General features: G+C 43.7%; 14 protein-coding genes. 11 read left to right on the top strand and 3 right to left on the bottom strand.

The genetic code is table 11. The annotated features are described in order from the left end of the window. Positions 1 to 64 precede the first annotated feature (64 nt). Together B3Q63_RS04560 and B3Q63_RS04565 are read right to left on the bottom strand one after the other, a co-directional pair. Complete coding sequence (locus B3Q63_RS04560; protein WP_011280954.1) at positions 65 to 517, bottom strand: threonine/serine exporter family protein; 453 nt, start codon at positions 515 to 517, stop codon at positions 65 to 67. 1 nt (position 518) lies between these two features. Next, positions 519 to 1,328 carry a threonine/serine ThrE exporter family protein gene (locus B3Q63_RS04565; RefSeq protein WP_296174284.1) on the bottom strand — a complete coding sequence of 270 codons (810 nt, stop codon included), beginning with the start codon at positions 1,326 to 1,328 and terminating at the stop codon, positions 519 to 521. A gap of 163 nt (positions 1,329 to 1,491) precedes the next feature. Between B3Q63_RS04565 and B3Q63_RS04570 the strand changes: the two genes are divergently transcribed. The 5 genes from B3Q63_RS04570 to B3Q63_RS04590 all read left to right on the top strand — a co-directional run bounded on the left by B3Q63_RS04570 (position 1,492) and on the right by B3Q63_RS04590 (position 4,576). Next, a complete protein-coding gene (locus B3Q63_RS04570) occupies positions 1,492 to 1,773 on the top strand; it encodes a DUF503 domain-containing protein (RefSeq protein ID WP_296174287.1) in 282 nt (93 codons plus the stop codon). A gap of 325 nt (positions 1,774 to 2,098) precedes the next feature. Next, complete coding sequence (locus tag B3Q63_RS04575) at positions 2,099 to 2,956, top strand: M48 family metallopeptidase (protein WP_296174290.1); 858 nt, start codon at positions 2,099 to 2,101, stop codon at positions 2,954 to 2,956. A gap of 133 nt (positions 2,957 to 3,089) precedes the next feature. After that, complete coding sequence (locus tag B3Q63_RS04580; RefSeq protein ID WP_296174354.1) at positions 3,090 to 3,287, top strand: DUF503 family protein; 198 nt, start codon at positions 3,090 to 3,092, stop codon at positions 3,285 to 3,287. A 75-nt stretch (positions 3,288 to 3,362) separates the two neighbouring features. Beyond that, on the top strand, positions 3,363 to 3,803 hold the full coding sequence (locus B3Q63_RS04585; protein ID WP_290187818.1) for a hypothetical protein: 441 nt from the start codon (positions 3,363 to 3,365) through the stop codon (positions 3,801 to 3,803). Between the two features lie 260 nt (positions 3,804 to 4,063). Then, positions 4,064 to 4,576: an SMI1/KNR4 family protein gene (locus tag B3Q63_RS04590; RefSeq protein WP_296174292.1), complete on the top strand. Its 513-nt coding sequence runs from the start codon at positions 4,064 to 4,066 to the stop codon at positions 4,574 to 4,576. A 124-nt stretch (positions 4,577 to 4,700) separates the two neighbouring features. Here B3Q63_RS04590 and uvrA read toward each other — a convergent pair whose 3' ends face one another. Further along, entirely contained in the window at positions 4,701 to 7,607 is a 2,907-nt protein-coding gene (gene uvrA, locus B3Q63_RS04595; RefSeq protein ID WP_296174294.1) for an excinuclease ABC subunit UvrA, read from the bottom strand. A 604-nt stretch (positions 7,608 to 8,211) separates the two neighbouring features. Here uvrA and B3Q63_RS04600 point away from each other — a divergent pair. From B3Q63_RS04600 to gspD, 6 genes are all read left to right on the top strand, one after another. Further along, positions 8,212 to 9,576, top strand: coding sequence for an MFS transporter (locus B3Q63_RS04600; RefSeq protein WP_296174295.1), 1,365 nt, complete (start codon positions 8,212 to 8,214; stop codon positions 9,574 to 9,576). A 106-nt stretch (positions 9,577 to 9,682) separates the two neighbouring features. Continuing rightward, positions 9,683 to 10,372 (top strand): single-stranded DNA-binding protein, encoded by a 690-nt coding sequence (ssb, locus tag B3Q63_RS04605; protein WP_296174298.1) that lies wholly within the window; start codon positions 9,683 to 9,685, stop codon positions 10,370 to 10,372. A gap of 322 nt (positions 10,373 to 10,694) precedes the next feature. After that, positions 10,695 to 11,018, top strand: a complete 324-nt coding sequence (locus B3Q63_RS04610; protein WP_201619743.1) for an H-NS family nucleoid-associated regulatory protein — start codon at positions 10,695 to 10,697, stop codon at positions 11,016 to 11,018. 207 nt (positions 11,019 to 11,225) lie between these two features. Next, positions 11,226 to 12,077, top strand: coding sequence for a type II secretion system protein N (gene gspN / locus B3Q63_RS04615; RefSeq protein ID WP_296174301.1), 852 nt, complete (start codon positions 11,226 to 11,228; stop codon positions 12,075 to 12,077). Further along, the gene (locus B3Q63_RS04620) at positions 12,078 to 13,013 is read left to right on the top strand and encodes a type II secretion system protein N (RefSeq protein WP_296174303.1); all 936 of its coding nucleotides are present in this window, start codon (positions 12,078 to 12,080) and stop codon (positions 13,011 to 13,013) included. A gap of 224 nt (positions 13,014 to 13,237) precedes the next feature. Then, on the top strand, positions 13,238 to 15,508 hold the full coding sequence (gene gspD / locus B3Q63_RS04625; RefSeq protein WP_296174305.1) for a type II secretion system secretin GspD: 2,271 nt from the start codon (positions 13,238 to 13,240) through the stop codon (positions 15,506 to 15,508). Positions 15,509 to 15,843 lie beyond the last annotated feature (335 nt).

Below are 15,843 nucleotides of genomic sequence, written 5' to 3' on the forward strand. Positions count from 1 at the left end.
ATATAAAAGTATTTAGGCGAAAATAGCTTGATATCTAAGCCCATCTACACCTACTTATACCCGCCTAAACTATGGCACGCCGCCTATAAAATAACAGTCCGGGAATGGATAAGCCTAGCACCAATCCCGAGGTTACAAATAAGGCCTCAAATAAATACACCATCATTTGGCTAAATAATTCGTCGGAAAAACCAAAATAACCAATCTGCACCATACTGACCATCGCCTTATAAGCAGCGATACCTGGCATCATACAGATGACGCTCGGTGAAATTAACGCTTTGGGCGGTAGCGTATACTTTTTAGAAAAGTAGACACCCAAAAAGCTGGCAAGCATCGCCCCAAAAAAGCTAGCCACCACCAGATGGATGTGCTGATAAACAAGCGCTGTTTTTAACCCAAATCCAAACGCGGTCATCAGCAAACACGGCAGAATATAGCGTTTGGGCACGCTAAACATCAGCGTCCAACCAAGGGTAATAATGCACGACAACACCACGGTTTTAATGAACCACATCTTAAAACCCCCAGTGCTGTATTCTAAGTAAAACCAGCGCCATGACGATACCGACGCAAGCGGACAAGGTGAGCATATAGGTAAAAACGGCACGCCCAACGCCAATATTGACATAGCCTTTCAAGATATCTGAGAAAGAATTGATTAACGGGAAGCTTGGTACCAGTAACAGCACGCTAGAGGCAACGGCAATATCGGCATTATTACCAATATCAAAATAATAGGTCGTTGCCCCAATTAAAGAGGCGATAAAAGCCGTCACAATGACCGTGATGAAGGGATTGAAATGGTGCTTGGCCAGATAAATACGGGTGAACATCGCCACCATACCTGCGATAAAGGTCACGGCGGTAATCGACCAACTGCCACCGTTTAGATAAGCAAACGCAGCACAAGACGCGCCAACAAATATGCCCACCAGCCATGTTGGATACACCGACTTATTATCTAACTCATCAAAGGCAAGGGTCGTGCGTTCAGTTAGCTCAGGTTTCAGTTTGTCATTATCAATATCTGTGTCGGCTTCGGTTTTATTGACAATTTGCTGGATTTGTACCAATAAATTGACATTAATACTCTGATTGATTGTGTCTCTGGTGGTGGTGATACAGCGCTCATCACAGATAGTGGTCAAGGTAATGGCATTAAAATTCAGCGAACATTCTACGCTGTTCATGCCCAAAGCAAGCCCTAAGCGTTTGGATAAGTCCACCACCACGGCAGACTCAGCGCCATATTGCATAAGCAGTAATCCGCAGCGCACGCATAATCGAGTAATGTGCTGTTGCTGTACGTAGCTGATAGAGGTCATTGATTAGATACGCATATTGGCTATTATGATTTTTATGAATGCTATAACTATAAATAGTGTGAGCGGTTATAGGCTATCGAGACAGCAAGGTAACGATAGCATAACTTGCCGTGCTTATTTGCTACTATTATAAAGCGTAAACCACTTTCGCAAGGAGAATAAAATGCATATCGCTATCTTAACACTGACTTTTGCGCTACCCGGATGTAGTTCACTCAAAGAAAAACGCCAACGCATGGGCGGATTGCATGCACGCTTTGGCAATACGCCAAGTGTCGCGGTCTGTGAGAGCGGTGAGCGTGATCGGCATGACGCTAGCGAGTGGACGTTTGTGATCGTTGGGCTGTCTAAACGTGAGGTTGAGTCGCAATGCAGTCAAATCAAGGAAAAAATAGAGCGGACGGTAGATGCGCGGATAATGAATGTTGAGAGGGAATTTGTTTAGGAGGATTTATTAAAGGATGCTTTCTGAACAGCGACTCTGATTAAAAGAATACAGTTGGATGCTTCAATTGAGAGTTAAGTAAATATTTCGACTCTAGAAAACGAACTATAGTTTATTTGTTGATAGACTTTTGTTTTTTTGCTATGATAATCTCTTTCAGCAATTCAGAAACATTACTTACATTTCAGTTACGTATTCAATTATATATTGCTATCAATCGGGGTCATGCAAGATATAAATTTACGGTAGTAAAGCTCTAAATTTATAACTTCATGATTTTAATTGAGCTATTTAATTTGACTGTATTTCTCAACTAGGACGTTTAATGAAAACTGTTAATAAAATAAAAAGTGCTTTAGTTTTGACTACTATTACAACTTTAGTAGGTTGTACCACTGTAGCTGATATGGCAGGGTACGATACTGCTACGTTAAATACTAATGCGGCTAAAAGTTACTCTCAAGTGGTTTCTAAAGCCAATGGTCAAGGCGCAGTAGATAATACTTCTGCCACTGCTATTCGAGTTAAAAATGTCTTCAATCGTATGAAGCCTTATGCCGTTCGTGCTAATACAACAGGTGTTCCTTTTGACTGGCAAGTTACAGTTATACGTTCACCTGAATTAAATGCTTGGGCAATGCCTGGTGGCAAAATGGCTTTTTACACCGGTATTGTAGAAAAGTTGAAGTTAACAGATGCAGAGATTGCTGCGATCATGGGACACGAAATGACCCATGCATTATCTGAGCACAGTAAAAAAGATGCTGGGCAAAAAATTCTGACCGGCTTAGCGCTTCAATTAGGTGGTGCTGCGATACAGGAAAAAACAGGACTAAATGCTGAGGCAATGAGTTTAATTAGTGACTACGGCCTTGATAAGCCGTTTTCTCGTAGTCAAGAATCACAAGCCGATGCTGGTGGTTTACGTTTGATGGCGCAGGCAGGCTACAATCCAGAAGCTGCAATTGCAGTATGGCAAAAAATGGAGGCCGCCAATGGTCGTAGTAATGCGATAGTTACTTTGATGTCTACGCATCCAAACTCTGGGCAGCGTATCGCTAAAATTCAGGCCCTGTTACCTGAAGTTATGCCAGTCTATCAAGCGGCGGCTAAAGCACCTGCTAAGGCAACTACTGGAGTAATTACTAACGCCACTACTACTAGAACTATTAAGCGTAAATAACTCAGTAAGTATTCAAAAAAGTAAATGTTACCACAAAAGGTAAGTCAAACGACTTATCTTTTTTTTGCAAAAGGATATGTACAAGTGGCTGATTTGATGGTTATCTTATGTCTTAAGGGCTAGGTGTGGCAAGCTGTACTCATTTGGCAATACGCCAAGCGTCGCGGTCTGTGAGAGCGGTGAGGGTGATCGGCATGATGCCAGAGAATGGACGTTTGTGATCGTTGGGCTGTCTAAACGTGAGGTGGAGTCGCAATGCAGCCAAATTGAGGAAAAGATAGAACGGACGGTAGATGCGCGGGTGAAGAATGTTGAGAGGGAGTTTATCTAAACAACGCGACCTTATTGTATTTTCGAGTGTCGCAATTTTTACGAGTTTATGAGCTAATTGTTCTTGGGATAGTTAATGAAAGTTAGTACTTTACTAAAAATAACGCTCGGTGTTTCTATTGGTTTGATGCTTTTGGCTTTAACTCAAGAATCATACTGTACCGCCGAAGGTTGCATGCATTCAATGATGGCTTTTATTTTTGGCATATTTGGGATGTTCATTGGGGGTAATGAAACACTTACTTGGTTTGCTAATCCGTTATTAATTCTGGCATGGTTACTTATTAAGTATCGTAAAACATCTTTTTTATTGAGCTTATTATCTACTTTAATTGCAGTGTCATTCTTAATGTTTGATGAGGTAGTTGTTACTGAGGCGGGACATAGCAGTATGACTACAAGATATGCTCTAGGATATTGGCTGTGGGTAGGCAGTCATGCTGTCATAGTATTGGGCAATGTACTAATAATGATTAATGGACATTACTATTTAAAAACAGAAACGAAAAATGATTAAAATTTAGTGCAATCCTTGCTAGTAGTGTCTTCGATATTGAATATCGGTCTGCAAGTTAGGGTTGATGATTTATCTTAAGTTATGATGTTGGGGGTCGCAAGCTCTGCCTAATTTACAGTGAATCGCAAGTTAACTGTAATTAAGATAATGTAGGTTGGTGTCGAGGTGTGAGAACTAATGTGACCGTGTTGGATTTTAGGTGTCTTGACTGACCCAGAATAAATAATTTTAATTTTTAAAATAACCAAGAGATATAAATTATGGAACAAGCAATTAAAGAAATAGATGTTCTTCTAGAACAAAAAATCCCAAAATTTAAAAATACTTTCTATCCACCAGCGACAGATTCTGAGTTTGAAAGTATGGAAAATTTTGTAGAAGCTAAACTACCTGATGAGTTCAAAATACTCTATAAATGGCATAATGGTCAAATTAGGTCCCCCTATATTCCTTTCCATGTTGAAACGCACGAGCTACTTATGCCAATATTAGAAATAATGGACTGGTATGAGGAGCTAAGTAGTCAGCTAGAAGACGGAGATATTAACGATGAAGTATGGAAGAAAAGTTGGGTACCGTTTACTGATGATGGTACTGGTAACTCTACTTGCATCGATATATCAAAGGATAACTTTGGTCAGATAATACATCAAGACCATGAAGGTGATGAGACTCGTGTTATTTTTGAGTCATTAACAGAATGGTTGAAAGATTTATTAGATAAGATGAAAGTTTTTGATTATTCAACATGGACTTATCTTGATAGATTATAAAGCTTAAATACTGAGCGATATGGTGTACCGTTCAAAGCACTATTTATTTTAAGGTCAAAATCCAAAAAAGGCTATTCTTATAAAAATAACCTTTTTTTATTCATCAATAATTAACTAATTTCTATTAACTCACTTCTTTCATCGCTTGCTTAAGCATCGGTTTTAAGAACTCACCCGTATATGAGCCTTTGACTTCAGCTACTTCTTCAGGCGTGCCTTCGGCGATAATCATGCCGCCCCCTTTACCACCTTCAGGGCCAAGGTCAATCACCCAATCCGCCGTTTTGATGACGTCGAGATTATGCTCGATGACCACGATAGTATTGCCTTTATCGCGCAAGGTGTGGAGGATATGCAGCAGCTTATCGATATCATGGAAGTGCAGACCAGTGGTTGGCTCATCCAAGATATACAGCGTCTGTCCAGTATCACGTTTGGCAAGCTCACGTGCCAGTTTGACGCGCTGCGCTTCACCGCCTGATAGCGTTGGCGCTGATTGACCCAAGCGAATATAGCTCAGACCAACATCCATCAGTGCTTGTAGGCGACGATGAATCGCTGGAATCGCTGAGAAGAATTCAGTCGCGTCCTCAACAGTCATATCAAGCACATCAGCGATGTTTTTACCTTTATAGTGAATCTCTAGCGTCTCGCGGTTATAGCGTTTGCCATGACAGGTATCGCAGGGCACATACATATCCGGTAAGAAGTGCATTTCTACCTTGATAAGACCATCGCCTTGACACATCTCACAGCGCCCGCCTTTGACGTTAAAGCTAAAGCGACCCGCTTTATAACCACGCGCGCGCGCTTCTTGGGTTTGGGCAAACATCTCACGCACTGGCGTAAAGACACCGGTATAGGTTGCAGGGTTTGAGCGCGGCGTACGGCCAATCGGACTTTGGTCGATATCGACCATTTTATCCAAATGCTCAAGTCCGCTAATGCTGTCATGCTTATCAGCAATCAGCGTTGAAGCATTGTTTAACTGGGTGGCAGCGATAGGCATTAAGGTGCGGTTAATCAAGGTCGATTTACCAGAACCAGAAACCCCTGTGATACAAGTCATAATGCCAATCGGCAAGCTCAAATCGACATTTTTTAAGTTGTTGCCTGTTGCGCCTTTTAGCTCAATCGACATCGGTACTTGTTTGGGTTTGGCTTTACCTTTTGCTTCAACTTCGATGGTTTTGGCTTTATGACGAATACTTGGAATCTCGATTCGTTTCTCACCGGACATATACTGCCCTGTGAGCGAGCCCTTGGTTGCCATAATGTCATCAACCGACCCTTGCGCAATGATATGACCGCCATGAACGCCCGCGCCGACACCGATATCAATCACGTGATCGGCTTGGCGAATGGCATCTTCATCGTGCTCGACGACCAGTACCGTATTGCCCAAATCACGTAAGCGCGTGAGGGTTTTAAGCAAGCGATCATTATCGCGTTGATGCAAACCGATTGATGGCTCATCGAGCACATACATGACGCCCATCAGACCCGCACCGATTTGGCTGGCCAAACGAATACGCTGCGCTTCACCGCCTGATAGCGTTTCAGCAGAGCGGGCAAGGGTCAAATAATCAAGCCCGACACTGACAAGGAAGTTAAGACGTTCATTAATTTCTTTAAAGATTTTTTCCGCAACTTCACCTTTATGACCGCCAATCTTGAGCGTTTTATAATAGTCAGCAGCATCACCGATAGACAGCTTGACGATTTGAGCAATGGTTTGATCGTCTACGCGGACGTTGCGTGAGATCTCATTCAGGCGCGCGCCATCACAGACGTTACAAGTAGTATCCGCCAAATATTTCGCCAACTCGTCACGTACTAGGTTGCTTTGGGTTTTGGCATAACGACGCTCTAAATACGGCAGTACGCCTTCAAACGGCACAGTTTTATTGGTTTTACGACCACGCTCATCGGTAAAGTTAAAGGTCAGCTTTTCTTTACCCGAGCCCTGCATGATGATATCTTGCTGCGCTTTTGGCAGCTCTTGCCACGGTGCGTCCATATCGATTTTAAAATGATTGCAAACGGTAGAGAGCAGACCAAAGTAATACGCATGGCGCTTATCCCAACCATTAATTGCCCCTTGATTGAGCGATTTTTCGTGATGGGTAATCAGCTTTTCGGCTGAGAAATACTGACGTTTACCGAGACCATCGCAACTTGGGCAAGCACCATAAGGGTTGTTAAAACTGAACATCCGCGGCTCAAGCTCCGAGACGGCGCGATCACAAACAGGGCAAGAATGCTTGGCTGACATGACTTGGTTTTCGTCACCGCCTTCTTTTGGATTGCCATCCATAAAGTGCAGCGTGACTAGACCTTGACCTAAGCGTAGGGCGGTCTCTAAACTTTCAGCAACGCGGTTACCCAAGTCATCACGGACTTTAAAGCGGTCAACGACCACTTCTATGGTGTGTTTTTTCTTTTTATCGAGCGTTGGTAGCTCATCGGTATCGTAGACATCACCGTCGACGCGAACGCGGACAAAACCTTGCCCAATTAATTGCTCAAGTAGCACTGTATGCTCGCCTTTACGCTCTCGAATCACCGGCGCCAGTATCATAAGCTTGGTGTCAACAGGCAACGCCATGACTTGATCAACCATCTCGGTCACCGACTGCGCAACCATTGGCTCGCCATGCTCAGGGCAATAAGGCGTGCCGATACGCGCATAAAGCAGACGCAAATAGTCATAAATCTCGGTAATCGTCCCGACCGTTGAGCGCGGGTTATGGTTGGTTGATTTTTGCTCGATAGCAATCGCCGGTGACAAGCCTTCGATACTATCGACATCGGGCTTTTCCATTTGCGAGAGGAACTGACGCGCATAAGCCGAAAGACTTTCAACATAACGGCGTTGCCCTTCAGCATAAAGCGTATCAAACGCCAATGAAGATTTACCAGAACCTGATAAACCGGTAATTACCACAAATTTATCGCGTGGAATGTCTAAATCGATATTTTTTAGATTATGAGTGCGTGCGCCGCGAACCTTAATATACTCGTGTGCCATCGGTGATAGGTTTCCTATTTGCTAAAATGGTATTTTTAAAAAATTTAAAAGGGTCAATTAATATGAGTTAAATGATTCATTGAAAGCGTAGATAATTTTAAAAATGCTATTCAAATTAATATGGCTTTATAAAAGTATGTAGTTTTCATAAAGCAATAGTAATCTCTTTTGTACAATACCTTTAATACTTGAAATGGATAAAGGTAATCTAAATAAAGGGTCACTAATATGAGTGGTTTGTTATAGATTTGACAGAATAACGTCGTTTTATAAAAAGATTTGTCATAAAGTTTTTTCAGACCATTTTTCAGAGCAAAACGTTCTCAACGTCTTACTTTATTGTCATGACAGCAGGATTATTCAAGGTGTAATGACCCATTAGATGCACTTGGTAACAAAATTATCGGCTCTAATTATCAGCTCTATAAAAAGCGTGAGTAGGTGCTACCACTGCGGCTGCGGCAGCTAGATAAAAGTTTCGGCATCCAGACGGCGAATGTCTTATACTAGGGGGCTTAATTTGTAGGCTAAAGCCTTGAAGCGTCGTAATAATACAAGCAGAGCTGCAGTGATTAAACAGCAATGATGAACCAGTGAGGCAAGTATGAATAGCGTAGAAAAACGGGCAATCCTCGGGGTCGGTGGTATATTTGCCTTGCGGATGATTGGCTTGTTTATGATTGTGCCAGTATTTTCTGTGTATGGTGATAATTATGCGCATGCGACACCGTTTCTGATTGGCTTGGCGGTCGGTATTTATGGGCTAGGGCAGGCTATTTTTCAGATACCGATGAGCCTTGCCGCTGATAAGTTTCCGCGTAAGCCGATTATCTTTTTGGGTCTGATATTATTTGCGCTTGGCGGTATCATCGCTGCCAATGCCACAGATATTTACGAGGTTATTATCGGTCGGGCGCTGGCAGGTAGTGGCGCGGTTTCGGCGGTATTGATGGCGCTGTTAGCAGACGTTACGCGCGAGGAGATGCGCACCAAAGCAATGGCGACCATGGGTTTGACCATTGCTACTTCCATTATGCTGGCATTTGCCTTTGGTCCGTTATTGGTCGGCTCGCTTGGTATCTCAGGGTTATTTTGGTTGACCGCAGGTTTCGCTGTTTTGGCGATGTTATTGTTATTGTTCGTGCCGACACCACTACGGGTACTCAAGCATAATCTTGATAATAAATCGATTGGGCAGCAGCTGGCAGATGTGCTAAAGATTGGCGATTTAAACCGTTTGCATATTGGTATTTTTGCCCTACATTTAACGATGACCGCCATCTTTGTCATCTTGCCGCATCAGCTCAATGACGTACTAGGATTGTCGGTACGTCAGCAGGGTTTGGTTTATTTGCCGTTATTGTTTATTGGCTTTGCCGTGGCGATACCTTTTATTATCATCGCCGAAAAGAAACGTAAAATGCGCCAAGTATTTTTGGGCGCGATTGCACTTATGACCGCTGCTCTAGCGTTATTGGCCATTGGTAGTCAGGTCGGCGTGGGTATTATCTTAGGCTTATTGCTGTATTTTATGGGCTTTAACTTACTCGAAGCGACCATCCCATCGTGGATATCGAAACGTGCGCCCGTCGCCAATAAAGCCACCGCGATGGGATTGAATTCATCAAGTCAGTTTTTTGGTGCTTTTGTCGGCGGGGCAATGGGTGGTTTGTTATTGACCCAGCCCAATCTATTGGCGTGGGGTATATTGGCCGCCATTATGGCCGCGGCGCTACTGTTGATTATCCCGATTGCGCAGCCGCCTTATTTATCAAGTACCACCGTTACCATTCCTAAAGATATTAATATTCAAGATTGGTCACGGCAAATGCTGGGGGTAGAAGGCGTTGATGAGTTGGTCGTGATGGCAAAAGAGCAGGTCGCTTATTTAAAATTAGACAAAACCCAGCTGACCGATTCTTCGCGACAAGAGCTGTCGCATCTGGCGCAAAGCCCCCTAGATATTTAAACAAAAATTGGTTAAAGTAAATTCATATTACTGATATTATTAATCAGTTTCATTTAATAGTTATTAAAATATTCATAAAACAATTTGTCAATAAAAGGACAACATTATGCGCGGAGTTAATAAAGTTATCATCATCGGTAACCTTGGAGCAGACCCCGAGGCACGTCAATTCAGTAACGGCGGTAGCGTGACCAATATTTCGGTTGCGACCTCAGAGCAGTGGACTGACAAGCAAAGCGGTGAAAAAAGAGAAGCAACGGAATGGCATCGCATTTCATTGTTTAATCGTTTAGGTGAAATCGCGGCACAGTATCTTCGTAAAGGCAGTAAGGTCTATATCGAAGGCAGCTTGCGTACGCGTAAATATCAAGATCCCAATGGCCAAGACCGTTATATCACTGAGATTCGTGCTGAGCAAATGCAAATGCTAGACGGCGCGACCGGTGGTAGTGGCGACGCTGGTGGTTTTGGTGGTCAAAACTCAGGTCAAAGTCAGGGTGGTTACGGTAATCAGGGCGGCGGCTATAGCGGTCAAAGCTCAAATCAAAATCAGGGTCAAGCTAACCAAAATAATTATGGTCAACCAGCCAATAACCAGCAAAGTGGCTATAACCAAGGCGGCGCTCCAGCTTCTCAAGGTATGTCACAAGGCAATAACCAAAACAGCAATCAAAACAGCTTTAATAATCAAAATGCGCCAGCGCAAAATCAATTTAATAAGCCCGCTCAAGCACCAGCACAGTCGAAGCCGACAGCGATGCCTGATGGCCCTGTAGATGATGATATTCCGTTCTAACGAATACATAAATACAAACTGTTGATTAAAAAATGAAGAGCCTGTGAATACAGGCTCTTTTTTTATGCTATTGGGTTTTGTGTATATTGATAATTAAAAATATTAACAACATTATAAATACTAATATAAAACCAACTATCGTTTAAAACCGTTTTTGCTTTAATGGCATTTATGCGTAGCCCTTTATCATTGAATACCAATCAATACTTGTGATGGATTATATTTTTGTTTATATTACTGCTACTTACGATTTTTATTATTCATAAGTCATTAGCAATCATGCTATTTGATTTATAACCTTGATATAAAAGTGGAGATTATGATGAGCAAAAATAACGTGATTGATTTAAATAACCTCAACGTTGATGAGCTACGCGCCATTACCGAAAATGCCCAGCAACTTATTGCCCAAAAACAACATCAGCGTTTATATGATGCTTATATGCAGTTCGAAAAAATTGCTGAAGAAAGTGAAGCCAGTATTGAAGAGATTCTACAAGCGGGCGAGAAACTTGAGAAAAAACGCAGCATTAAGTATCGCAATACCACTAATAACGAAGAAACCTGGACCGGTCGTGGTCGCAAACCAACTTGGTTGGTAGACGCCCTAGCCGCAGGTCGTAAATTGGAAGATTTTGCTATTTAATCCGTTAAACATCTTTATGATTCTCTGATTTTATTTTGCTTTCATGCGTCATTGATAATGATTGCTTAATAAGCAAGTGGATAGATAAAAGCCAGTATCTTTAGCGCCAGTATTTTGGTGCAAAGATACTGGCTTTTTTTCTGTCATCTGTATGCCATTGTTTGCTATGATAATGACGTTTTTGTCTTATATAAGAGTTAGGTAACTGTGCCTCAAGTATCCACATCGTCTTACAAGCGTCCCCGCAAGCTCTGGTGGCTATTTGGCTTTATCCTATTTGCGCTATTTGCCGTCTTGCAAATGCCAGCGGCATGGCTACTTGAAAAATACGCCCCAGACACGCCGTATGTGCAACATGTGTCGGGCAACTTATGGCAAGGCTCAGCGATTTGGCAGCTGCCCGTGTCAGCAACACCGCTTACAGGCGCCGCTGAATGGTCGTGGCAGCCGTGGCATTTATTATTAGGCAAACTAGGGGCTGAAGTTGATATCAGCTCAGAGCAAACCCGTTTAAATGGTCAGGTTAAAGTAGGCACCAGCTCATGGCAAATTCAAAACATGAGCGGTAAAATTGCCCCTGAAACTTTGGCCGGTATCGTCGATTGGCAGTTACCTAATGCGCCGATTCAGGTCAATAACGTCTCTTTAAAACGTCAGTCTGCCGCAAATACCGCAGCAAGTAATTCAGCTAATGGTTCAAATAATAGTGGCTCAGCTACCAAGGCGGCCGGCTTTAGTGAGGCGAGTGGTCAGCTGACTTGGGTTGGCGGTGAAGTAGGCTACCCTAGCGGCGGTAAGGTTTTTTATATCACCATGCCAGCGCTGCGTGCTGAGCTCAGTGCCGAGCAAAAGAACAATAAAAATCTACTGCATATTAATCTTGTAAACAATCAAGATAAGCGCTTGGGCGATCTGTATATCGATGGCGATAATATGTTAGATGTCAGCTTAACCCAGCGTCTACTAGAAAATATGCCGGAATATAAAGGACAAGCACCGCAAGATACGCCTGTGGTTAGTGTGCGGCAGCCGCTGCTAAATGGCTTGGGGGCGCGCTAGATGATGAATGCTACCGATATTTCTAGCCGAATAAAACCTATTATCAATACGCTCAATCGCTTTTCAGCGTGGTTGTTATTATTGGCCATTATTTGGTTGTGTTGGACAGCAGCGCGGTTACTGTGGCTGCTACTAGCTGCTCCATTAGCGCCCGCGTTACCGCTTGCGCCTTTACAGAATACAGCGAACTCAAATACCGACTATAGTGGTTTGTTTGCCATTTTTGCTGACCCTGATCCTATCGCTGCCGCAGTACAACCGCCGCCTAATATTGGGCTAAAGGGCGTACTTATTGCGATACCGGAAAGTCTGTCTTCGGCCCTATTGGATGTCAATGGTGAAGTGAAAAACTACCGTATCGGTGACACTTTAAAAGACAGTGACTATACGCTGGTTGCCGTCGATTGGAATGAAGTCATTATCGCTGATGCTTATGATAAAGAAACTGTCATCAGAATGGCAGAAGCTATGCCACTCGACCAAAGCGCTATGCTGGCAGGTGCGGTGAGCAATCAGCGTTTGCCAGAGAATACTATGTTGCCTAACTCGCCTAACCTATCATCACCTAACCTATCATCACCAGACCAAGTTAATCCTGAAACGGTGCCAAATGGGGAAGCAAGCAGCGAGGGCGAGCCAAAGTCAGCAATCGATGAAGCCGTCACCGAATTACAATCCAATCCCGCCAGTTATTTAAGTCGAATGGGCGTCATGGCGTCAGGTGAGAGCTATCAGGTCACAGCCGCTATGCCAGCTAAATTACGTAATCGCTTAGGGCTGGAGCCTGGTGATAAGGTACTGACCGTTAATGGTCAAAGCGTTGGCAGTAATCCTGGGCAAGATGCCAGCGTCTTACAGCAAGTAAAACAAGCCGGTGAAGCACAAATAGAAGTACAGCGTGGCGATCAAGTGATTACCATTCGCCAGCAGTTCTAGCTTAAAGTTTAAAGCCGATTTTTTAGATACAGACTTGCTTGCTCTTATAGTTGGCAAGTCGCTAAAGAACATTAATTAGCTATCCAATTCAGTTTCAGTTCATATTACATTCAGCACATATTACATTCAGCACATATTGTATTTAACACAAGAAATTTAGCACACGAAACTTAGCACTTATGAAACTTAGTATATCCGCGACATCACTGTAGGTAATTATCAATATGGTCAGTTCTCAAAATTTCTCGGTCACGCCTTTACACCATATTTTGCAGCGTTTGATGCGTCTGTGTCGTCCGCTGTGCCTAGCTATTCCGCTATGGGCAGCGAGTACGGGGCTAGTGAGTGCAGAAAGCTGGAAGGTGAATCTACAAGATGCCGATATCAAAGCTTTTATTAATGAAGTGGCAACTATTACCGATCAGAACTTTGTCCTTGATCCGCGTATCAATGGTAATGTTACCGTCATTTCTAACAAAGCATTGTCGCGTGACGAGATTTATCAGCTGTTCTTAAGTGTCATGCAGGTCAATGGTATTGCTGCTATCGACTCGGGTACGACCATTAAGCTGGTGCCTGATAACGTCGCCAAACAATCTGGTGTTGCGGTAGATTTACAGGGTAATAGCGTCGGTGAAGCGCTAGCGACGCGGGTGATTTATTTGACCAATACCCAAGCAGCAGAAGTGCTTGGCGTGATTCGACCACTGATGCCACAGTCAGCTCACGCAGCAGCGGTACCGGGCGTCAATGCTTTGGTATTGTCTGATCGCGCTGATAGTCTTAATCAGTTGACGGCGCTTATCCGTGATTTAGACAGCAACGTTAATGACAGCCTGCAAGTGATACCGCTACGTCATGTCGATGCCGAACGTATGATGGAGCTGATCAGTGCTTTGGTCGCAAGCGCGGGTAGCGGGCAGGCCCAAGGTGGTAACAATCAGCTAAAAGTCATCGCCGATACGTCTAGCGATAGATTATTGGTCAAAGGCAGTCCTGAGATGATTGCCAAAGTACAAGAAATGGTCAATCAGCTTGATACCACGCCCACGAGACGTTTGAGTGGGCTACGGGTCTTTCGCTTAAAGTATGCTAGCGCCGGTCATATTGCAGAGATGCTGCGCGGCTTGCTTGCCAGTCAATCTATTAATAGCTCTGGTGCGACGTCAACCTTAGAGTCTGCTTCTTTAAACGGTGCCAATGGTACTGGCTCAACACTTAATAGCGGCGCTAATGCAAGTGTGGGTAATGGTACTAGCAACAATACTAGTGGCAATAGCGGTGCGGCCGCTTTATCGACTAGTGGCTCGGGTGGCGCAAGTACTGGTATTGGTGGTCGACCTTTTAGTATTATCGCCGATGAAACCCAAAATGCCGTCATCGTTAATGCCGCGCCAGAGCTGATGTTTGAGATTGAAGATGCTGTCAATCAGCTTGATAGCCGCCGTGCTCAGGTCTTGATTCAAGCGGCAATTGTCGAAGTGTCAGGCGATGATGCTACCCAACTTGGCGTGCAATGGGCGCTCGGTAATGCCAATAGTGGTTATGGCGTCGTCAACTTTAACAACGTTGGTGCTAGCGCGGTTTCGCTTGCAGCAGCTGCCTTGTCAGGTGGAGCAGGTATCAGTGCGGCAGCAGGCTCGATTGCGGGTGCTTTGATTGGAATCGGTGATAGTAAGAAAGACAGCCAAGGTAATACTCAGTTTTATGGCGCAATCTTACAAGCTCTTGACTCATCGACCAGTGCCAATCTACTGTCGATGCCTTCGATTCTGACCTTGGATAATGAAAAGGCAAGCATTTTAGTTGGTCAAAACGTGCCTTTTGTCACCGGCTCTTATACCACAGGCAGCGATTCTTCGACCAACCCCTTCCAGACCATTGACCGGCAAGATATCGGTATCAACCTAAACGTCATTCCTCATATTGGTGATAATGGCACCGTACGTTTGGAAGTTTCACAAGAAGTCTCCTCAGTTGTACCGGGCAGCGCCGGCAATGCCAGCGGTCTTATTACCAATAAAAGCCTAATTAATACCACGATTTTAGCCGACGATCAGCAAACCATCGCCTTAGGTGGTTTGATGCGCGATAACACCACCACGCGCCAACAAAAAGTGCCCGGCTTGGGTAATATGCCCTTGTTTGGTCGACTGTTCCGTTCTGACAATGACAGTAACCAGAAGAGTAACTTAATCATATTTTTACAGCCGACTATCTTACGCGATGGTGGGGCTGTAGCCAGTGTGACCGAGCGTAAATACAATCAGATGCGCGTCCTGCAACTGGTTATCGATAAAAACGGCACGATTAAACAGTTACCGCTTAGTGGTACAGAAGGTTGGAATGGCAATATCAGTGCCGACTACGAATTGATGCCGCTTAATCCGTTGGTGCCTAAGCGTGACCAAACGCCAAGAACGACTTCTCAAGGCTTTACCAAAGTAGATAGCCCTAGCAGTAGCGGTATCACAACTTATCCGTTAAAGCGCTAAACGCTCATAATAGATAAGTTGTCAGATACTGGCCTAAGCCTCGATAGCCCCAATAGCTTCAGTTCTTAAGCTCATACTCAATAACAAGCATACTTAAATGTACGGCACGATAGTGACGCCGTACATTAGTTTGCGTATTCATAACACAGATATACATAGTGCCTCTTTGATGCGCGTATAATGCAACCTAGGATAATAACTTATTGCTTTCATTAGTAATTTTTATAACCTTTCTTTTGAATGACGCCTGTTTGAATAAATCTAGTATGCATAAACAGCGATTAACAAACGTATAGTATGTCTTGGTGAAAGTGCCTTTGTAAAAATACTTCGGT

Source organism: Psychrobacter sp. UBA2769 (genome assembly GCF_002352555.1).
In the GTDB taxonomy this organism is placed as follows: domain Bacteria; phylum Pseudomonadota; class Gammaproteobacteria; order Pseudomonadales; family Moraxellaceae; genus Psychrobacter; species Psychrobacter maritimus.